Raw genomic sequence first — 18834 nt, forward strand, 5'->3', positions numbered from 1 at the left:
ATCTCTCACTAACCCTGTCGCTTTACCGAATGGCGCGATCTTTCCCCTAGGGTCAGCAAGCCCCTAGGAGATCGCGTTCTTGCTTAAGCCCACCCACTTCGTCGTCGCCGCCCGCGTCACGCTGGTGCTGGGCGGTCTTTCGGTCGCGGTGCTGGCGCTGGGCCCGTTCCAGGGCGCAGAGCGGATCGTTGGCCTCAATGACAAGGCGGCGCACGCCATCGCGTTCGGGGGCCTCTTGGCCGTGTCCTTCCTGGCGTTTCCGCGCATGCGCCGCAACGATCTGGCGATCGCAGCCCTGGTGCTGGGCGCCGGGGTCGAGGTGGCCCAGCTGTTCGGCGGCCGTAGCGCCAGTCTCCTAGACTGGCTCGCGGACGCAGCCGGGGTGCTGACGATCTATGGCGCCAGCATGATCGAGACCGTCCGCAAGATGGTTCGCGAACAGGGCGACATGACCTTCGCCGAGATCGCGGCGGCGGACCGTCGCCGGGCGCGTCGCCGCGCACCGGCCGTGTTCACGCCCCTCGTCGAGGCGCCGCGGGTCGAGCCCGCCCCGCAGCTCAGCTTCGCTCAGCGCGCCGCGCGCCGGTTTCCGGTCAGGTAATTCGCTTGACGCTTACGGGGTCGCTCGCGGGGAAGCTCTCCTCGATCCCTTCGTCGAGCAGCGCCTCCTGGCGGCTTTCTGACTGGGCGACCTTGCCGGCCAGCTGATCGTGCTTCTCGTCTTCGGCCAGCGGTTGAGGGGCCTCACGCGCGTGCGGCGCGTCGAAAGACTTGTCCTCCGAACGGATCTCGCCATCCGACGCCATGTCAGCTTTGGAAGCCGCGGCGGCGTCGGTGAACGGGTGCTTTTCGGTGTCGTTGGCGGGGGGGTGGCTCATCTGGGGTCTCCATGGCGACAGCCTTGAGGAAACCCCCACCCAGCGGCGCGGTTGCATCCGACCGCTGGGCAGGCGGAGCCATCAGGCCTCCAGCTCGATGTCCCAGTAGAGATAGTCCAGCCAGCTGACGTGCAAACGGCCTGGCGGGAACCGGCGCCCGCGCTCCTGCAGCTCGTACATCGACGGCCGACGCGCTGTGTGGAACGGCTGCATGCCGGCCTCGCGCGGCGTGCGTCCGCCCTTGCTGAGATTGCACGGCGCGCAGGCGGTGACGATGTTCTCCCAGGTGGTGCGGCCACCGCGTGATCGCGGGATCACGTGGTCGAACGTCAGGTCCTCGGGCGAGCCGCAATACTGGCAGCTGAAGCTGTCGCGCAGGAACAGGTTGAAGCGCGTGAAGGCCGGCGGGCGCTCCTGTGGCACGTACTGCTTCAGCGCCACCACGCTGGGCAGCCGCATCTCGCAGGACGGCGAATGGATGACCTGATCGTAACTGGCGACGACATCGACGCGGTCGAGGAACACCGCCTTGATCACCTCCTGCCAGGGCCAGAGGGACAGCGGATAATAGCTCAGCGGCCTGAAATCGGCGTTCAGGACCAGAGCGGGCATGCCCGAAGGCGGGCGGGTGAGGACCTGCATCAAGTCCTCCTCACGAGGCGACCAGGGCCTCGGACGATGGGGTACGCGACAGGACTGAAGACGGGCCTCCTTCCTACGCTATTCAGGGAATCGCCATTCATTCCCGAACGCACAGGAAGGATGATCCGACTCAGCGACAGAACCAAGACATCTATGGCTCAAGGTCAAAATGGCGCGATTTCGCGTCGTTTGACGGCGCCGTAGCACGCCCAGAGCAGATGGGCGGCGACGCCCCGGTAGGGCCGCCAGAGCTCGGCACGGGCATAGGCCTGCTTTTCGGTCGGACGGGTCTCGGTCCTGTCGACCCAGCGCATCGCTTCCTGCAGCGCCACATCACCGCCGGGGAACAGATCCAGCCGCCCTTGCGTGAACATCAGAAAGACCTCGGCCGTCCATCGGCCAACACCCTTGATGGCGGTCAGGGCTGCGATGGCCTCTTCGTCCGATAGCGCGCGCAAGGCGTCGAAATCGCAGGCTCCGGAGAGATGAGCCTCGGCGATGGCGCGGGCATAGCGGGCCTTCGGTTGCGAGAGGCCCAGCGTGCGCAGGTAGGCCTCATCGTGATCCGCGACGATTTCAGGCGTCATCTCCGGCAGCCCGGCCTCGACCCGCGCCCAGATCGCCGCCGCCGAGGCCAGCGAGACCTGCTGCTGCACGATCATCTTCAAAAGCCCGGGGAAGCCGCCCAGACCCACCCGCCAGGCGAAGGGCGGCGTCACCGCCTCCACGGTGGCCAAGGCGGGATCGGCGACGGCGAGCGCCTTGCGGGCGGCCAGGATCGCTTCGGCGGAAGGCGGTTCGAACATCCAGGCTTGGTCGCTCTGACGACGCCCGCGCACAACCCGAAACTTGCGAGTCTATTCGATCGCCGTGATCTCGATCTCGCCGCCGGGCGCAGCGGAGACCTCGCCGACCGCCTTGCCGAGCAGGGCCCGGGCGATCGGCGCGATGTAGGAGATCGTCCCCATGGCGGGATCGGCCTGATCCTCGCCGACGATGCGGAAGGTCTGGACGCGGCCGTCCTCGCGCTCGAACGTCACGCGGTCGCCAAACTGCACGACGGACTTGGCGGGGTCGCGCTCCATCAGCTGAGCGGTGGCCCGGCGCGCGGACCAGTAGCGGAGGTCGCGGGTCGCGCGCGCCATGGCCGTGCGGTCGCCATCGGCCGCGCCGCCGGCGCTCTGGGCGGCCGCGTAGGCGGCGCGGGCGTCGGCCAGTGCGCGCTCGATTTCGGCGAGGCCGTCGGCCGTCACCAGGTTCGGATGGGTGGAAATCGGACGATCCGGCAGGTCGGCGGCGAAGGCTTCGCTGTCGCCTTCCTTGGTAAAGGCGACGCTCATGGCCGGGAGACGTTCTGAATCATGGGAAAAGGCCCGCTACGCATCGAAAACTGAGCGCCTGGGGGCAAACGCATCCCGCTTTGGTTAGCTCCGCCTACGGTGCGGTTCAAGCCTGCGGTGCGGCGCGCGGCGGCGGGCGGTCTCTGCGACCAGCCCGTCGATCGCGAGTCATCCGTCCTAGAGAACAACGCCGACGATGGCGGCGGCGACGCCCAGAGCGATGACCAGGAAATAGCCAGCGGCCAGACGGTCGAAGGCGGTTTCAAAGGCGTTCAGCGTGCGGTTCATGATCGTGGTCTCTCTCAATGGCTTTGTCCCGATCCCCTATGGATCATCAGCCTCGCAGCAGCGAGCTGATCTGGACGATGCTTAGATAGCACCAATCTAAACGTCGTCAAGATGGTCTTTACAGCGTTTAGATGAAATTTTAGAAAGCTATGGTTAGAGTGAAGCCGATGAGCACCGCGACCGCCGAATCCCGCCCCTATCACCATGGCGATCTGAGCCGCGCCCTGATCGACGCGGCGCGCAAGATTCTGGAGACCGACGGTCCCGCCGCCCTGTCTCTGCGCGCGGTGGCGCGGGAAGCCGGCGTCAGCCCCGCCGCGCCCTATCACCACTTCAAGGACAAGGCCGAACTCTTGGAAGCCGTCGCGCACGAGGGCTGGCTCGAGCTTGACACGGCGCTCTCCAAGGCGCGGGGCGAAAACAACGCCGCCCGTGACCAGATGACCAATCTGGGGGTGGCCTATGTCTGCTTCGCCCGGGACAACCCTGCGCTCTATCGCGTCATGTATGACTGCTCACGCGACCGGGACGCCCTGCCCGACCAGCTGAAGGAGGACGGCGCCTATTGCCAGGTGCGCGACACCATCGGCGAGAACAGCGGCGGCCGCGCCAGCGAGATCGATCTGGAGCTGGCTACGATCGCCGCCTGGTGCGCCGGCCACGGCCTGGCCGAGATGATCAGCTTCAAGCAATTTGCTCCGCTGAAAGACCTGCTGGGCGGCGAGGAAGCCTTCCTGCGCGCGGTGTTCGAGCACCTGGGCATGTTCGCCAAGATCATCGACCAGGATCCGGCTTGACTTTCGTCACCCGGTTCGCCCCCTCCCCGACCGGCTACCTGCATCGCGGCCACGCCTATTCCGCGCTGACCGCCTTCGAGGCGGCGCGCGCAGCCGGTGGGCGCTTTCTTCTCCGTATCGAGGACATCGACGCCACCCGTTGCCGGCCGGAGTACGACGCGGCGATCCTGGAGGACTTGGCCTGGCTGGGCCTGCGCTGGGAAGAGCCGGTCCGCCGACAGTCCGAGCATCTGACTGACTTTGAGACGGCCATAGCGGGGCTGCGCGACCGAGGGCTCGTCTATCGCTGCTTCAAGACCCGCAAGGAAATCGACATCGGACGCGCGCCGCACGCGCCCGCCGTCGCCTATGTCGGCGCGCCGCTCGACGCCCGCGAGGAGGCCGAGCGGCTGGCGCTCGCCGAGCCTTTCGCCTGGCGGCTCTCTCTGGCTGCGGCGCACAAGGCTCTCGACGGCTTCGACCACCTCACCTTCGTCGAGGAAGGCGTCGACGGATCATCGCCCCGGACCGTCCAGGCCCGGCCCGAGACCGCCGGCGACATTGTGCTGGCCCGTAAGGACGTCGGCGTGGCCTACCATCTGGCGGTCGTCCACGACGACGCGCTGCAAGGGGTCACCCATGTGATCCGGGGCGAGGACCTTTTCGAGGCCACCCACATCCAGCGCCTGCTACAGGCGCTGCTGGACCTGCCGACCCCGGTCTACCGCCACCACGGCCTACTCACAGGGGCGGACGGCAAGCGCTACGCCAAGCGCGACAAGGCACAGACCCTGCGGGAGCTCCGGGCGACAGGCGTGGGCGCACAAGATCTTAGGGCGGAGCTGGGCTTTTCTTAAAGCACCGAGCCTACCGGCGAATGCCGGGACCCAGATCGAACCCACCGACGTCTTTCCGCTCAGCCCAAAGAGATGTCGCACCATCGCTGACCGCCCCGGGTGAATCTGGGCCCCGGCATTCGCCGGGGGGGGTCGGAAGGACTTGGATCAGCCCCCGCCCGCCTGCTCCACCAACTGGCCCATGGCCTTCAGGTAGTTCGAGAACGCCGCCCGACCGGTGTCGGTCAGCCGCACCCGGGTCAGAGGCTTGCGGCCGACGAAGCTCTTGTCGATCGACACGTATCCCGCCTCCTCCAGCTTGCGCAGGTGGATGGAGAGATTGCCCTGGGTGACCTCGAGCACGTCCTTGAGCTCGGTGAAATCGGCCACCTCGGCGCTGGCCAGATAGGCGACAATGCCCAGCCGGACCCGGCCGTGGATCACATCGTCCAGCCCGCTGATGTCGAACTTGGGGGCCACCGAGCGCCTCAGGCCGCCGACCGCATGGCCTGGCGCATCATGTAGAAGCCCGGGGCCGCCATGAACGCGAACAGGCCAAAGCTGGCGATCAGCAGGTAGAGATCCGCGCGCTCGATCAGAAGGCCCATCGCCACGCCCGAGACCAGCCAGCCCAGGGCGACAACCAGCATCCACATCCGGCGGCGCAGCACATAGATCACCTGCCACACCGCGCCCTGCAGGATGAACACCACCGCCGGATGGAAGAGCCAGTAGTGGAAGTCCTTGTGGCGCGAGGCGGCCGCCGCGAAGACGATGATCAGGGCCAGGTTCGCCACACCAGTCGCCTGGAACGCGGCGTTGACCGCCCGATTGGTGACGCCGCGCTGCGGGTTCTTGTGATCCTTGATGATGACGATGGTCATCAGCACCAGGAAGATCACCGTCGGCGCCCAGGCCAGGATCAGGTTGCCGAGGCCCCCGAGGCTGATCACCCCGCGTTCCTGGACGACATAGATCAGGGACTGGAGGCCATAGAGCAGCCCGGCCGCGCCGTAGAGCGCCCCGCCGGCGACGCCCAGCCCGCCGCGTTCCTGCGAGCCCTCGGCGAGGCCGCGCAGGAAGGCCAGGTCGTCCTGGACGCTCTTCAGGTCTTTGCTCATGTCGGCCCCTTTCAGCGCGGCATCATGGACGGTCACAGGATTCGACCCAACAGCGGCAGGCGGCGAAGCGCCATGGTCAGGATCCAGCTCAGGACGACGGCGCCGCCGAACACCGCTGCGCCCTTGGCCAGTCCACCCCAGGCTTGAGGCAGCAGCAGCCAGGCCAGCCAGGCCGTGAAGACGTAGTGGGTCAGGTACATGCCGTAGGCGTTGGCCTGCAGGCTCGCCCCCAGCGGACCGGTCTTCTTCACGAATCGCAGGAAGGTCGCCAGGGCCGCGAAGGACAGGGTGGCGCAGGCCAGGGCGAACATCACGCCGCCGCCGATATCCAGCGCTACGCGCGGCGGCGGTTTGGGCGAGAAGGCCATGATGATCACCGCGATCACGCCCACGACGGGGAGGATCGGCGCGGCCTGCCAGGCCCACCAGCGCTTGGCGAGCTTGCCTTCGGGGTCGGTGAGACCTTGCCCCACGCCGCCGGCGCCCACCGCGACGCCGGCCAGGAAGTAGACGAGGTAGTGAACGACGCGCGAGGTCTGGACCGTGAAGGGGCCCAACTGCGTCCAGTGCATGAAGGTGAAAGTCGCGCTCATCGGGATGTAGGCCACGGCGCTGGCGATCACGAGACCCAGGAAGAACAGGCCGGGCTTGCGATCCGCGCCGCGCACCAGCCGGCCCAGGGCGTCGATCACGCCCGGCGCGATGAGGTTGAGCAAGGTTATGACGGCGCCAAAGGCGAGCAGCACCCACAGGAACCAGGCCGGACCGCTGGGCCAGGACGGCAGGTCGAGCCAGGCGCTTGCAAAGCCGGCGATAGAGACATCCCCACCCGCCTGCAGCCAGGCCGGAAAGTAGGCCAGCGGCGCCAGCAGGCCGGCGGCCAGCACGAACGGAACGCCCAGTCGCGCGGCCCTTCCGCGCAGGAAGCCGCCATTCCCCTTGGCCTTCAGGCCATCGGCGACGAACAGGCCCGAGATGAAGAACATCAGCGACATGAAGAAGAGGTCGTTGATCAGGGTCAGCAGCCCAAACAGCTCGTACTTCTGCGGATCGCGGACCGGGAAGGCCTGCCAAAGGTAAGGGGCCTGGCTGAAGTCGCCGATGGGCGGCGCGTTGGGCGTGTAGGCCAGCACCGTATGGTGAGCGATGACCAGCAGCGTGACAAAGGCGCGCAAGGCGCCGATCGGGGCGTTGCGGCCGCCGATCTCGGCGATCGTCGATCGTTCGGTGGCGCTGATGGGCGCGTGCATGGGTTGGCTCCCCTTCCTCAAGTGGCCGCACCATGGATCAACAAGTTTGTTCTGTAAACTAGTCTACCAAAGACCTAATCTCTCTCACCGTGTCATCCCGGGCGGCGAAGCCGACCCGGGACCCAGGGGCCAAGCGCAGTGAGGTTACCCCTGGGCCCCGGCTCTCCGCTTCGCTACGGCCGGGGTGACACGATATAAAACTCTGATTTTACTATGCTTAGAGCGCTCACCGCGCCCAGTAGCGATACCGATACGCCGGCTCGAAACCCTCGTCGGCATAGAGGGCGATGGCGGGCGCGTTGTCGGCCTCGACCTGCAGCCAGGCGCGCTCCGCACCCAGCGTCGACGCTTCCGACAGCAGAGCGCGCAGCACCAGGCGGGCCAAACCCTGGCGACGATGGGCCTGGGCCGTGCGCATGCCGAAGATCCCCGCGAAGCCGCTACTGACGGCGCTGGCGCCGATCGCCGCCGGTCCGCCGTCGACGTCCAGGCGCGCGAACCGGGCGGGCGCCGGGATGCGCCGGAGGGTCTCCAGACGCTCGCGGCCGTCCTCGGGGTCGCCGGCGGTAGCGGAGAACACCGCCTCGAAGGCGTCATCGGGCGTCGTCGAGACGACCACGAGATCGCTCCCCTGCCCGCCCGTCGGGCCCAGCATGACGAGGGTTTCCTTGGTCGGCGCATAACCGCGCGCGGCGAGCCGGTGGTCGAGGTCCGCAGGCGCGAAAATCCCGTCCGTGAGCTTGAAGCGCGGCGGCAGGCCTCGCTGCTGCAGCCAGGCCTCAACCGCCGTGATCGCCTCATCGACATCGCGATCGGGTGCGCCAAGCGGCCAGCAGGCGTTGATGCGCATCGAATGGCCCGACGCCGCATTCAGCCGCCAGCCGCCCAGGACGGCCCGCTCTCGCGCGGGCCAGGCGTCGTCGGCCAGCGGCTCCAGCCGCGCCGGATCGATCACTTCTCGGCCAGAAGCTTTTCGACGATTCCCCGCACCTCGGGGGCAGACCAGTCAGCCGGACCCGCCAGGCGCGCGCGCTCACGGCCCTGACGGTCATAGATGATCGTCGTCGGATAACCTTGGGCGCGCGGCTGCAGATCGAAGGACAGCTTGTAGGAGGGGTCGCGATAGGTCACGAGCGGCGGGTTGGCCGCCATCTCTTCGCGGACCAGATTCAGATCGCTGTCGCGGTCGACGCTGATCGGCAGCACGGTGACCGGCTGAGTGGCGTAGGCCGACTGTAGCTTGGCCAGGGTGGGCATCTCGGCCTTGCACGGGGCGCACCAGGTCGCCCACAGGTTCATGACCACCACGCGCCCCTTGAAGTCGGCCAGGGTCGTGGGCTTGCCGTCCATCGAGGTGAAGACCGTCGTCGGCGCAGGACGCGGCGTGGCGGGCACGTCCAGCTTCTCGAAGGCGCCCTTCTTGAATTCTGTGAGGTCGGCGGGACCAGAGGGTTTGAACGAAGCCGACGCGATGACGTATAGAACCGCCGCGACGCCCAAGAGGATGACGCCCGCCAGCGCCATTCTCATAGGATTACGCTTCTTGGCTTCCTCGCCGTTCTGACCCGACTGGACTTCGTTCATATGACCGACAACGCCTCCAACACGCCCAAGGCCAAGGGCCAGGGCCAAGCTATGTGGGGCGGCCGGTTCTCGGCCAAGCCGGCGGAACTGATGCAGGCGATCAACGTCTCCATCGGCTTCGACAAGCGCCTGTGGGCGCAAGACCTGGCAGGCTCCCGCGCCCACGCGCGGATGTTGATGAACCAAGGCGTGATTGCAAGCCATGACGGCGAGGAAATCCTGGAGGGTCTCGCCCGCGTCGAGGACGAGCTGCTGTCGGGGACGTTCCCGTTCCGCGACGAATACGAAGACATCCACATGAACATCGAAGCGCGGCTGCGCGAGCTGATCGGCCCGACGGCGGGCCGGCTGCACACCGCCCGCTCGCGCAACGATCAGGTGGCTGTCGATTTCCGCCTGTGGGTGCGCGACGCCTGCGACCGCACGGTCGGCCAGCTCGAAGCGCTGCAGAAGGCGCTGCTGACCCAGGCCGAGACCCATGCCGACGCCCTGATGCCGGGCTTCACGCATCTGCAACCGGCCCAGCCGGTGACCTTTGGCCACCACCTGATGGCCTATGTCGAGATGTTCGGCCGCGACGCCGGCCGTTTCCGCGACGCCCGCGCGCGGATGAACGAGTGCCCGCTGGGCGCCGCCGCCCTGGCCGGCTCGCCCTTCCCGATCGACCGCCAGCAGACGGCGAGCGCCCTGGGCTTTGACCGTCCGACCGCCAACTCGCTGGACAGCGTCTCGTCGCGCGACTTCGCCCTGGAGGCCCTGTCGGCCGCCTCGATCACCGCCACGCACCTGTCGCGGCTGGCCGAGGAGATCGTCCTTTGGACGACGCCGATGTTCGGCTTCATCAAGCTGACCGACGCCTTCACCACCGGCAGCTCGATCATGCCGCAGAAGAAGAACCCCGACGCGGCCGAGCTGATCCGCGCCAAGGTCGGCCGCATCCTGGGCTCGCTGACCACCCTGACGGTGGTCATGAAAGGCCTGCCGCTGGCCTATTCGAAGGACATGCAGGAAGACAAGGTCCCGACCTTCGAGGCCTTCGACGCGCTCGAGCTGTCGTTGCTCGCCATGGCCGGCATGGTCGCCGACCTGACGCCGAACACCGAAAACATGGCCAAGGCGGCCGGCGCGGGCTTCTCCACCGCCACCGATCTGGCCGATTGGCTGGTGCGGACGCTGAACATGCCTTTCCGTGACGCTCACCACGTGACAGGCTCCGCCGTGAAGACGGCCGAAGGCTTGGGCGTCGATCTGGCGGATCTTTCCCTGGCGCAGTTCCAGGCGATCGAACCCCGGATCACGAACGACGTCTACGCCGTCCTGACCCCGGCCGCCTCGGCGGCCAGCCGCATGAGCTATGGCGGGACGGCCCCCGCCCAGGTGCGCGCCCAGATCGCGCGTTGGAAGGAACAGCTGGCATGAGCCGCACTCTGACGACCCTCGCCCTGGCCGCCCTGGCCGTCACGGCCGCCGCTTGCGGCAAACAGGGCGCGCTGGAGCGCCCGGCCCCGCTGTGGGACGCCCAGAAAAAGGCCGCCTGGGCCGCCGAACGCCGTATGGCCTCGGCCCAGGCCAACCAGCCCGCCCGCGCCGGCGGCGCCCAGGAGATCCGCGACCCGGCCTCCAGCAACCGCACCATCCGCGCCGCACCGCTGCCCGGCACCCGCGACCCGTTCGGCGGTCCGTCCGCCGCCGGCTTCCCCGGCGCCACGCCCAACTAAGAGACTCCGTTGAATCACTTCGAGTACGGCCCGCAGGGCCTGGCCTGCGAAGGCGTGCCCCTGGCCAGGATCGCGGCCGAGGTCGGCACGCCGGTCTATGTGTACAGCCGCGCCACGCTGGAACGGCACTTCGTCGTGTTCCGCGACGCCTTGGCGATGTCCGGCGTGGTCGATCCGCTGATCGCCTATGCGGTGAAGGCCAATTCCAACGTCGCGGTGCTGAAGGTGCTGGGCGAGCTGGGCGCCGGCGCCGACACGGTGTCCGAGGGTGAGGTGCGCCGCGCCCTGGCCGCCGGCATTCCGGGTGAGCGGATCGTCTTTTCGGGCGTCGGCAAGGCGCGGCGCGAGATCGCCTTCGCGCTGCAGGCCGGTGTCGCCGAGATCAATGTCGAGTCAGAGCCGGAGCTCAACCTGATCGCCGACGTCGCCGCCGAGCTGGGCGTGCGCGCCAAGGTCGCCTTCCGGGTCAATCCGGACGTCGCGGCCGGCGGTCACGCCAAGATCGCCACCGGAAAGTCCGAGAACAAGTTCGGCGTCTCGTTCGCCGAGGCCGCGCGCCTCTACGCCAACGCCAGCAACAACGCCAATCTCCAGCCCGTGGGCGTGGCCTGCCACATCGGCAGCCAGATCACCGATCTGGCCCCCATGCGCGCGGCGTTCACCAAGATGCGGGGCCTCGTGGAGCAGCTGCTGGGCGAAGGCCTGTCGGTCGAGCGCCTGGACCTGGGCGGGGGCCTGGGCGTGCCCTATTTCAATCACCCCGAACCGCCCTCGCCGGCCGAGTTCGCAGCCATGGTCGGCGAGGTCACGCAAGGCCTGCCCGTCACCCTGGCCTTCGAGCCCGGTCGGGTGATCGCCGCCAACGCCGGCGTCCTGGTGTCGGAAGTCATCCACGTCCACGAGCGCCCCGAGGGTCGCAAGTTCCTGGTCATCGACGCGGCCATGAACGACCTGGTCCGCCCGGCCATGTACGACGCCTTCCACGACATTCGCCCGGTGATCCAGCGTCCTGGGGAAACGGTCTATGATGTGGTCGGTCCGGTCTGCGAGACAGGCGACACCTTCACCCGCGACCGCGCCCTGCCGCCGTTCGCGGCGGGCGACCTGGTGGCCTTCATGTCGGCGGGCGCCTATGGCGCAGCCATGGCCAGCGAGTACAACACCCGTCCGCTGGTGCCAGAGGTGCTGGTCGACGGCGACCGCTATGCGGTGATCCGCAAGCGCCCGACCTATGACGAGATGCTGGCGCGGGATCTGGTGCCGGACTGGGTGTAGGGCCCTAAAAATCCTCCCCCTCGCGGGGGAGGTGTCGACGAAGTCGACGGAGGGGGAAGAGGCCCGGCTGGGGCGACTTCCCCCTCCGGCCTTCGGCCGCCTCCCCCGCTAGGGGGAGGATTTCCATCTCATCAATCCATCGCCCCAATATACGGCAGGCCCCGGCTCTTGCCCTCGTCGTCCAGACCGTAGCCGACGAGATAGCGCGCCGGCGCTTCCCAGGCGACGAAGTCGGGCTCCATGCCGCGATCCTTGGGCCAGGGCTTGCGGGCGAAGACGGCGGTCAGCACTTCGCTGGCGCCGGCGTCCTTCACCAGACGCGCGGCTTCCGACAGCGACAGGCCGGTGTCGAAGACGTCGTCGACGACCAAGGCGCGGCGGCCGACCAGCGGGCGCTGCAGATCGGCGCGGACCTCGCAGCGGCCGGAGCTCTTGCGCTCGTCGTGGTAGGAGGCCAGCCACAGGGCGTCGAAGCGGACGTCGCGTCCGGCCTTCCACAGCGCGCGGGTGAGGTCGGCGGCAAACCACAGGCCGCCGGTGAGCAGGCAGACCACGACGGTGTCGTCGTCGATGCGCGGCGCGATCTGCTCGGCCAGTTTTTGAACCCGTTCGGCGATCTCGGCTTCCGAGATCAGGACTTCGGGCTTGGGAAGGTCATTCATGATGAGCGGGTTCGTGAGAGTCTGAAGGGGGAGTTTGGTCCCCGCTCTCATGTCCCGGGGGTTCCTGTCCAGCCGCTTCGTGCGCGGCGGGCGCGTCCTGGGCGCCGCGCAGGGCGACCTCGGGCTCGGCGCCATGGGCTTCCGGCTTCTTCAGCGCGGCCTTGACCGCCTTGGCCGCGCCCGGCTCGGTGGCGAAGGCGATCTGCAGATCCTTGGCGGTGCGCGGCGGGTCCAGGAAGGTGATCGAGAAATGGCGCACCTCGCCCGGCGGGATCTTGGCGTCGGCGGCCGCAGCCAGTTGCCCCGCCACGCGCTTTTCTTCCTTGCTCAGCAGCTCCACGCGCAATGGCGGCGCGATGACCTCATGCTCGGTGATGTTGCGGATCGAACCGGTGATGGTCACCGCCGCGCGGCCCTCCTGCATCGAGGGCTGGGCCTTGATGCTGCCGGCGTCGATCACCAGGCCCACTGTGTTCACCGGCAGGCCCACGGCGGCGTAGGCGCCCGCCGAGCCCGGCATGATGCGCACGACATCGATCCGGAAGATCAGGGCCGCGACCACGACCACCGCCATGGCGGCGGCCATGCCGGCCCAGATCACGCCCGTAGCGGTCGCCGCGCGCAGGCGACGCTCGGCATCGGCGCGCGCGCGGAAAACCTTGGGAAGTTCTTCGCCCGGAAGCGCGCTGACCGGCGGCTCTTCGGCCTCGGCGGCGACGGCTTCTTCTGCGGCTTCGTCGCGATCACCTTGGGATCTGGCGCTGGCGGCGGCCGGCTCTTCGAAGAGGTCGAGCGGCTCTTCAGCCTCGTCCTTGAAGGCGGTCCAGCGATTGCCGCAAGAGGCGCAACGCACGACGCGACCGTCCGGCCCGACCTTGGAGTCGTCGACGAAATAGCGGCTGGCGCACTCCGGGCAGGTCAGTATCATGGCCGCGAATCGAACGAACCCCACATGACTTACTGGGGTCGCTGATTTTAACCCTGATGTCCAGAAAGCCCAGTGACGCGCCTTGCGGATCGACACAGAACAGGGCGATGACGCCCTTCCGGTGGTCCGCTTTGAAGGCGTCTCGATGCGCTATGGGCGGGGCCCGGAAACCCTCAGAGATATAAGCTTTTCCCTGGAGCCGGGATCGTTCCACTTCCTGACCGGCGCGTCGGGTGCGGGCAAGAGCTCGCTGCTCAAGCTGATCTATCTGGCGCACCGTGCGTCACGGGGTCGCGTGGAGCTGTTCGGGCGTGACGTGAGCCTGACCCACGCCTCGGACCTTCCCTTCCTGCGCCGTCGCATCGGGGTGGTCTTCCAGGAGTTCCGGCTGCTGGAGCACCTGTCGGTGTTCGACAACGCCGCCCTGCCCCTGCGGATTCTCGGTCGCAAGCCGGCCACCTATCGCGAGGACGTGGCCGAGCTTTTGACCTGGGTGGGCCTGGGCGAGCGGATGCACGCCCTGCCCGCCACGCTGTCGGGCGGCGAGAAGCAACGCCTGGCCATCGCCCGCGCCGTCGTCGACCGTCCCGACGTGCTGCTGGCCGACGAGCCGACCGGCAATGTCGATCCGGCCATGTCGCTGCGCCTGCTGCGCCTGTTCGTCGAACTGAACCGTCTGGGCACCACGGTGCTGATCGCCACCCACGACGAGGACCTCGTGGCGCGCGCCGCCCGGCCGACCCTGCACCTGGAGCATGGACGCCTCGTGGATCTGGGAGGCCGGCCATGAGCGAGTTCTTTCAGGTTTCGCGCTGGAAGCCGGGCCCCTTGCTGCCGCCGCGCGACGCCCGTGACGGCGCGCTGGTGTTCGTGGTCGCGGTGCTGTGCTTCCTGGCGTGTCTGACGGCCTTCGCCGCCCTGGCGGCCAATCGCGCCGCGCACGGCTGGACGGCGCAACTGAGCGGCTCGGCGACCGTGGTGGTCCGCGCCCGCAGCAATGAGACGCCCGACAGCGCCGCCGCCCGCGCCGCCGAGACCCTGGCCGGCGTTCGCGGCGTGATCGAGGCCCAGGCCCTGCCGCGCGAGAAGGCCGAAGCGTTGCTGGCGCCGTGGATCGGGGCCGAGGCCCTGGTCGACGACCTGCCCACGCCGCGCCTAGTCACGCTGGAACTCGATCCCAAGGCGCCGCCGACGGCGGGCATTCTGGACCGCGCGCTACGGGCGGCGGGGGTCGACGCCACGGTCGACGACCACAGCCGGTGGATCGCCGATATCGAACGCGCCGCCAACATCGCGCGGTTCGCGGCGCTGGGCGTGTTCGCCCTGATCGCGGCGGCCACGGCGGCGGTGATCGCCTTCGCCACGCGGGCGGGCCTGGCGGCGCGGCGCGATGTGATCGAGGTGCTGCACTTCTCGGGCGCCGAAGCGCGTTTCATCGCAAGCCTGTTCCAGAACCGGTTCGCGACCATGGGCGCGCTGGCGGGGTTGCTGGGCGGCGCGGCGGCGGCCATCATCGGCGCGCTCGCGCGTTACTTCGCCGGCGGCGCAGGCGTCGCACCGGTTCTGCCGCTGGCCTGGATTGACCTGCTGGCCGCCCTGCCCGCGCCGGTGCTGGCGGCCTTGATCGCCGGCGTCTCGGCCCGCCTGGCGGCGTCGCGCATCGTGGGGGAGATGCCGTGAAGACCTTGGCCGCACTGCTGATCGCCCTGATGATCTGGGGCCTTGGACTTCTGGCGTTCACCGGCCGGGTCGATCAATCGACCCCCGCGCCCGAGCCGCCGATCTCGGACGGCGTCGTCGCGCTGACCGGCGCCTCGACCCTCCGCCTGGAAGCCGCGACTCGCCTGCTGGAAGACGGCAAGGGCCAGCGCTTGCTGATTTCCGGCGTCAATCGCGAAGCCACCCGGGCCGAGATCCAGGCGGTCACCAAGGCCGTGAAGCCGATCTACGACTGCTGCGTCGACTTGGGCTTCGCCGCCGCCAACACCGTGGGCAATGCGCGGGAGACCGCGGAATGGGCCCGGTCCAAGGGCTATAAGAGCCTGATCGTGGTCACCGCCGACTACCACATGCCCCGCTCGATGCTGGAGCTTCGCGCGGCCATGCCCAATGTTGCGCTGCATCCCTATCCGGTGAAAACCGATCTGAACGCCCGTCGCTGGTGGAAGACTGGCGTCAGCGCCCGGCGCATGATCGTGGAGTACTGCAAGTACCTGGCGATTCTGGGTCGCGAGGCGTTCCTGGGACTTGGCCCAGAGGACAAGGCCGCCCCGGCGGCGAAGGAAGTGTCTTGATCTATCTGCGTTCGTTCCTGTTCCAGTTGGTTTTCTGGCTGTGGTCGGCCAGCATGGCGGTCTTCATGCTCGTCACCCTGCCGATGCCGCGCGCGGTGAATCGCGCCTGCATGGCCACATGGTCTTGGGGCTTGCGGCTGCTGCTGCGCGTCCTGGTGAACGTGAAGATCGAGATCCGGGGACAGGAGAACATTCCCCACGCCGCTGGCCTGGTCGCCGCCAAGCACCAGTCGATGTTCGACGTCTTCAGCCAGTTCTCGATCCTGCCGGACGCCTGCTTCGTCATGAAGAAGGAGCTCTTGATGGTGCCCCTCTTCGGCTGGCACGGGCTGAAGGCTGATATGATCGTGGTCGATCGCGACGGTCACTCCGCCGCGCTCAAGAAGCTGGTTCGCGACGCCGTCGGTCGCATGAAGGAAAGCCGCCAGATCGTGATCTTCCCGGAAGGCACGCGCGGCAAGGTCGGCGAGCCGGGCGACTACAAGCCCGGCATCGCCGCACTGTATCGTGAACTGAACATGCCCGTGACGCCTCTGGCCCTGAACTGCGGCTCGCACTGGAACAAGAGCCTTCTGATCCAGCCCGGCACGATCGTGTTCGAATATCTGCCCGCCATCCCCGCCGGCCTGAAGCGCGGCGAATTCATGCGCGAACTGCAGACCCGAATCGACACGGCGACCAAGGCGCTGGAGGATGCGGGGCTTTAAGCCGCCTCGCGCGCCTCGACCATCTTCAGCAGCTTTTCCATGGCATGGTCGCGCACGCCGTCCTCGTGCAGGTGCATGACGAGGTCGCGGAGATAGTCGATGTTCGGCCCCGACAGGCCCACAGCGCCGGCGATCAACGCCGCCTGCTGCTCCAGGGTGAGGGCCCCCGCCCATTGGCTGTGCTTCATGTCCGAGAGGAAGACGAGGGCGGGCGTGCGCGCGCCGCCGTCGACCTTCACCTCGCGCCAGGTCTCGAAATAGGTCTCGGTCGGCTGCTCGCGCTCGCGCAGATAGGCGTAGACGCCCTCCCACTCGGCGGCGGCGACGCGATAGGCCATGCCGCGCACCGAACCGCCCGGCGCCAGGCCCAGCACCAGACCGGGCCGCTCGTAGGTGCCGCGATGGTGCACCGAATAGATGCAGAACGCCCGTCGCCGACCGTGGAGCACGGCGGTTCTTCGGTCTATGAACGGGAACCCGGGCCGCCACATCAGCGATCCGTATCCGAACACCCAGCGATCCTCGCCGCCCTCTGAACTCATCACCGATCCCGACTGGACGCGCCCTAGAATGACCCATAACGACGCCGCCCCGTCCCGCAAAGCCCCCGCAAGAGCCCGGCGCAGCCGCCTGTTCGCGCCGTTCATCCTGGCGGCTGTTTTGGCGGGCGCCTGGAGCTATGGCTGGATCTGGTTGCGCGGCCAGGCCGAGCAGCGGATGGACGCCCAGGCGGCGGATCTGCGGTCGCGCGGCTATGACCTGTCGTGGAGCGCGCGGACTTTCTCGGGCTTCCCGTTCCGGATGAACATCCAGATGTCCGACGTCCGGGTCGCCGAGCCGAGCGGCTGGGCGCTGCGGCTGCCGCAACTGAAGGGCGAGGCGGCGGTCTACAACCTGACCCACTGGGTGCTGGTCGCCCCAAACGGCGTGGTGCTGACTCGCCCTGAGTCCGGCGACGTCACCATCGCCGGCGACGCGCTGCGCGCCAGCATCTCGCACATCACCGAGTACCCGCCGCGCATCTCAATCGAGGGAGCCAAGCTGACCTTCGTCCCTGGCGCCAACGCCAAGCCCTTCACCCTGGTCTCGGCCGACCGGATGCAGCTGCATGTGCGCGGCGGCGGTCCCGACGATCAGGGCGCGGTGTTCTTCAAGGCCGACGGGGCCAAGACCGCCTTCCCGGGCCTGCTGGGCCGCATCGCCCAGGACAAGACCGCCTCGATGATTCTGGAGACGCATCTGACCCAGGTCTCGCAACTGCGCGGCCGCAACTGGCAAGCCGCCGTCAAGCAATGGAGCGAGGCCGGTGGCCAGATTACCGTACAGAAAAGCCAGATCCTGGCCGGAGACGCCGAAGGGCGGGCCAAGTCCGGCGTTCTGGGCGTTGACTCCGATGGCCGCGTGACCGGCCTGTTGACCGTCGCGATCAAGGAGCGCGCCGACCTTTCTCAGCCGATCCGCACGCCCGAGCAGGCGCTATCCGCCGCCGCCCAGGCCATGGGCCAGGAGCCGGTCATCGAGGCCGACCTGCGATTCGACAACGGCCGCACCTATCTCGGCGCCATCGACACCGGCCCCGCGCCCACCGTCTACTGAGCGGGCAATCGCGCCTCACACGCAATTTTCTTCCCATGAAGGCTAGCTATTGCGTGTTTGACGGCAAAGACTATGGTCCGCCCTCCAATTTCGGGGAAGAACATGGGCAGCGACGCGACGGAGGCCACGCCGTCTCTCGAAGAGGTTCGATGGCGGCTCGACGCCATCGACGGTGAACTGCTGAAACTGCTCGACGAGCGCGCAGGCCTGGCCGGCGCCGTCGCAGCGGCCAAGCGCGCCTCGGGCGATACCGGCTTTGGCCTGCGCCCCGGCCGCGAGGCCCAGATCGTCCGCAAACTGCTCGCCTCGCCCCGCAAGGGCGCTGGCGCCGCCCTGGTGATCCGCATCTGGCGCGAGATCATGGCCGACAACCTGGCGCGTCAGGGTCCCTATCATCTGGGCGTGTTCGGCGGGCGCGAGCCGGCACGAACGGTCGAGCTGACCCGCCTGCGGTTTGGAACCGCGCCGCGTCTGTCGCTGCTGCCGAGCGCGCAGGACGCCCTGGCCGTGGCCCGAACGCCGTGGGGCGTCGGCGTGCTGCCGCTCTCGTCCGAAACCCCCCTGGTGGGGCCGCCTACTGGCTGAGCCCAAGCTGAAGGTCTTCTCCGCCCTGCCCTGCCTCGCCGCCTGGGGGCCGCAAGCCGCCCTGGCGGTGGCCGAGGTCGAGGTGGAGCCGACCGGCGGCGACCAGACCTTCTGGGTGACCGACTCGCCCAAGAGCGCTGGGGCCATCATCGAGGCCCTCAGCCAGACCGACGTGGCCGCCGAGCTGATCGCCGACGCCGGCGGCCTGAAGCTCTTCTCGCTCTCCGGCTTCTTCCAGGCCGACGACCCGCGCCTGGCGCGCGCGCCGGGCCAACTTACGGGGGTCATCGGGGCTGCACCGGAGCAGTTCGACGTGTAAGAGACGGCCGTCTCCTATGAAGACATCCGTCAACC

Annotated in this window: 24 protein-coding genes and 2 pseudogenes; 12 read left to right on the plus strand and 14 right to left on the minus strand. The window is 68.2% G+C overall.

Annotation, left to right across the window (positions count from 1 at the left end; genetic code table 11):
* Nucleotides 1-79 precede the first annotated feature (79 nt).
* The gene (locus OVA11_RS14435) at nt 80-601 is read left to right on the plus strand and encodes a VanZ family protein (RefSeq protein WP_268068011.1); all 522 of its coding nucleotides are present in this window, start codon (nt 80-82) and stop codon (nt 599-601) included.
* On the opposite strand, the gene OVA11_RS14440 is transcribed toward OVA11_RS14435, so the two are convergent.
* The 5 genes from OVA11_RS14440 to OVA11_RS14460 all read right to left on the minus strand — a co-directional run bounded on the left by OVA11_RS14440 (nt 594) and on the right by OVA11_RS14460 (nt 3148).
* A complete protein-coding gene (locus tag OVA11_RS14440; RefSeq protein ID WP_268068012.1) occupies nt 594-878 on the minus strand; it encodes a hypothetical protein in 285 nt (94 codons plus the stop codon). The genes OVA11_RS14435 and OVA11_RS14440 overlap by 8 nt on opposite strands.
* An 81-nt stretch (nt 879-959) precedes the next feature.
* On the minus strand, nt 960-1523 hold the full coding sequence (locus tag OVA11_RS14445; protein ID WP_010920061.1) for an HNH endonuclease: 564 nt from the start codon (nt 1521-1523) through the stop codon (nt 960-962).
* A 161-nt stretch (nt 1524-1684) separates the two neighbouring features.
* On the minus strand, nt 1685-2326 hold the full coding sequence (locus tag OVA11_RS14450) for a DNA-3-methyladenine glycosylase family protein (protein WP_268068013.1): 642 nt from the start codon (nt 2324-2326) through the stop codon (nt 1685-1687).
* Between the two features lie 51 nt (nt 2327-2377).
* The gene (greA, locus tag OVA11_RS14455) at nt 2378-2860 is read right to left on the minus strand and encodes a transcription elongation factor GreA (RefSeq protein ID WP_268068014.1); all 483 of its coding nucleotides are present in this window, start codon (nt 2858-2860) and stop codon (nt 2378-2380) included.
* A gap of 177 nt (nt 2861-3037) precedes the next feature.
* Nucleotides 3038-3148, minus strand: coding sequence for a hypothetical protein (locus OVA11_RS14460; protein WP_096051841.1), 111 nt, complete (start codon nt 3146-3148; stop codon nt 3038-3040).
* Between the two features lie 167 nt (nt 3149-3315).
* Here OVA11_RS14460 and OVA11_RS14465 point away from each other — a divergent pair, with 167 nt between their 5' ends.
* On the plus strand, nt 3316-3945 hold the full coding sequence (locus OVA11_RS14465) for a TetR/AcrR family transcriptional regulator (protein WP_268068015.1): 630 nt from the start codon (nt 3316-3318) through the stop codon (nt 3943-3945).
* The gene (gene gluQRS / locus OVA11_RS14470; RefSeq protein WP_268068016.1) at nt 3942-4781 is read left to right on the plus strand and encodes a tRNA glutamyl-Q(34) synthetase GluQRS; all 840 of its coding nucleotides are present in this window, start codon (nt 3942-3944) and stop codon (nt 4779-4781) included. Before OVA11_RS14465 ends, gluQRS begins: the two co-directional genes overlap by 4 nt.
* A gap of 147 nt (nt 4782-4928) precedes the next feature.
* On the opposite strand, the gene OVA11_RS14475 is transcribed toward gluQRS, so the two are convergent.
* The 5 genes from OVA11_RS14475 to OVA11_RS14495 all read right to left on the minus strand — a co-directional run bounded on the left by OVA11_RS14475 (nt 4929) and on the right by OVA11_RS14495 (nt 8715).
* Nucleotides 4929-5240 carry a winged helix-turn-helix domain-containing protein gene (locus tag OVA11_RS14475; RefSeq protein ID WP_268068017.1) on the minus strand — a complete coding sequence of 104 codons (312 nt, stop codon included), beginning with the start codon at nt 5238-5240 and terminating at the stop codon, nt 4929-4931.
* 8 nt (nt 5241-5248) lie between these two features.
* Entirely contained in the window at nt 5249-5896 is a 648-nt protein-coding gene (locus tag OVA11_RS14480; RefSeq protein WP_268068984.1) for a hypothetical protein, read from the minus strand.
* Between the two features lie 17 nt (nt 5897-5913).
* Entirely contained in the window at nt 5914-7152 is a 1239-nt protein-coding gene (locus tag OVA11_RS14485; RefSeq protein ID WP_268068018.1) for an acyltransferase family protein, read from the minus strand.
* A 205-nt stretch (nt 7153-7357) separates the two neighbouring features.
* Complete coding sequence (locus tag OVA11_RS14490; protein WP_268068019.1) at nt 7358-8086, minus strand: GNAT family N-acetyltransferase; 729 nt, start codon at nt 8084-8086, stop codon at nt 7358-7360.
* Nucleotides 8083-8715 (minus strand): TlpA family protein disulfide reductase, encoded by a 633-nt coding sequence (locus tag OVA11_RS14495; protein WP_268068021.1) that lies wholly within the window; start codon nt 8713-8715, stop codon nt 8083-8085. Before OVA11_RS14495 ends, OVA11_RS14490 begins: the two co-directional genes overlap by 4 nt.
* Between OVA11_RS14495 and argH the strand changes: the two genes are divergently transcribed.
* From argH to lysA, 3 genes are read left to right on the plus strand one after another with little or no spacing between them, the layout of a single operon-like run.
* Complete coding sequence (argH, locus tag OVA11_RS14500) at nt 8716-10134, plus strand: argininosuccinate lyase (protein WP_268068022.1); 1419 nt, start codon at nt 8716-8718, stop codon at nt 10132-10134.
* Entirely contained in the window at nt 10113-10433 is a 321-nt protein-coding gene (locus OVA11_RS14505) for a hypothetical protein (protein ID WP_268068023.1), read from the plus strand. Before argH ends, OVA11_RS14505 begins: the two co-directional genes overlap by 22 nt.
* 9 nt (nt 10434-10442) lie before the next feature.
* Complete coding sequence (gene lysA / locus OVA11_RS14510) at nt 10443-11708, plus strand: diaminopimelate decarboxylase (protein ID WP_268068024.1); 1266 nt, start codon at nt 10443-10445, stop codon at nt 11706-11708.
* 9 nt (nt 11709-11717) lie between these two features.
* Here lysA and OVA11_RS14515 read toward each other — a convergent pair.
* The 3 genes and pseudogenes from OVA11_RS14515 to OVA11_RS14525 form a co-directional block, all read right to left on the minus strand.
* A pseudogene (locus OVA11_RS14515) lies at nt 11718-11830 on the minus strand (hypothetical protein); the annotation flags it as partial.
* Nucleotides 11831-11839: 9 nt separating this feature from the next.
* On the minus strand, nt 11840-12421 hold the full coding sequence (locus OVA11_RS14520; RefSeq protein WP_012640439.1) for a phosphoribosyltransferase: 582 nt from the start codon (nt 12419-12421) through the stop codon (nt 11840-11842).
* Nucleotides 12363-13322 (minus strand): MJ0042-type zinc finger domain-containing protein, encoded by a 960-nt coding sequence (locus OVA11_RS14525; RefSeq protein ID WP_268068025.1) that lies wholly within the window; start codon nt 13320-13322, stop codon nt 12363-12365. Before OVA11_RS14525 ends, OVA11_RS14520 begins: the two co-directional genes overlap by 59 nt.
* A 58-nt stretch (nt 13323-13380) precedes the next feature.
* Between OVA11_RS14525 and ftsE the strand changes: the two genes are divergently transcribed.
* The 4 genes from ftsE to OVA11_RS14545 are packed head-to-tail and all read left to right on the plus strand — an operon-like array spanning nt 13381 to nt 16299.
* Nucleotides 13381-14088 (plus strand): cell division ATP-binding protein FtsE, encoded by a 708-nt coding sequence (ftsE, locus tag OVA11_RS14530; protein ID WP_024265777.1) that lies wholly within the window; start codon nt 13381-13383, stop codon nt 14086-14088.
* Complete coding sequence (locus tag OVA11_RS14535; RefSeq protein WP_268068026.1) at nt 14085-14978, plus strand: cell division protein FtsX; 894 nt, start codon at nt 14085-14087, stop codon at nt 14976-14978. The genes ftsE and OVA11_RS14535 overlap by 4 nt, the downstream gene beginning before the upstream one ends.
* Entirely contained in the window at nt 14975-15592 is a 618-nt protein-coding gene (locus OVA11_RS14540) for a YdcF family protein (RefSeq protein WP_268068027.1), read from the plus strand. Before OVA11_RS14535 ends, OVA11_RS14540 begins: the two co-directional genes overlap by 4 nt.
* The gene (locus OVA11_RS14545; protein ID WP_268068028.1) at nt 15589-16299 is read left to right on the plus strand and encodes a lysophospholipid acyltransferase family protein; all 711 of its coding nucleotides are present in this window, start codon (nt 15589-15591) and stop codon (nt 16297-16299) included. The genes OVA11_RS14540 and OVA11_RS14545 overlap by 4 nt, the downstream gene beginning before the upstream one ends.
* On the opposite strand, the gene OVA11_RS14550 is transcribed toward OVA11_RS14545, so the two are convergent.
* Nucleotides 16296-16841, minus strand: a complete 546-nt coding sequence (locus tag OVA11_RS14550; protein WP_268068029.1) for a gamma-glutamylcyclotransferase — start codon at nt 16839-16841, stop codon at nt 16296-16298. The two genes, OVA11_RS14545 and OVA11_RS14550, sit on opposite strands and share 4 nt — an antisense overlap.
* A gap of 28 nt (nt 16842-16869) precedes the next feature.
* Here OVA11_RS14550 and OVA11_RS14555 point away from each other — a divergent pair, with 28 nt between their 5' ends.
* Nucleotides 16870-17895 (plus strand): DUF2125 domain-containing protein, encoded by a 1026-nt coding sequence (locus tag OVA11_RS14555; RefSeq protein ID WP_268068030.1) that lies wholly within the window; start codon nt 16870-16872, stop codon nt 17893-17895.
* 102 nt (nt 17896-17997) lie between these two features.
* Nucleotides 17998-18799: pseudogene (locus tag OVA11_RS14560) on the plus strand (chorismate mutase).
* The last annotated feature ends 35 nt before the right edge of the window (nt 18800-18834 follow it).

Origin of the sequence: Caulobacter sp. SL161 (assembly GCF_026672375.1) — a bacterium.
Taxonomy (GTDB): Bacteria; Pseudomonadota; Alphaproteobacteria; order Caulobacterales; family Caulobacteraceae; genus Caulobacter.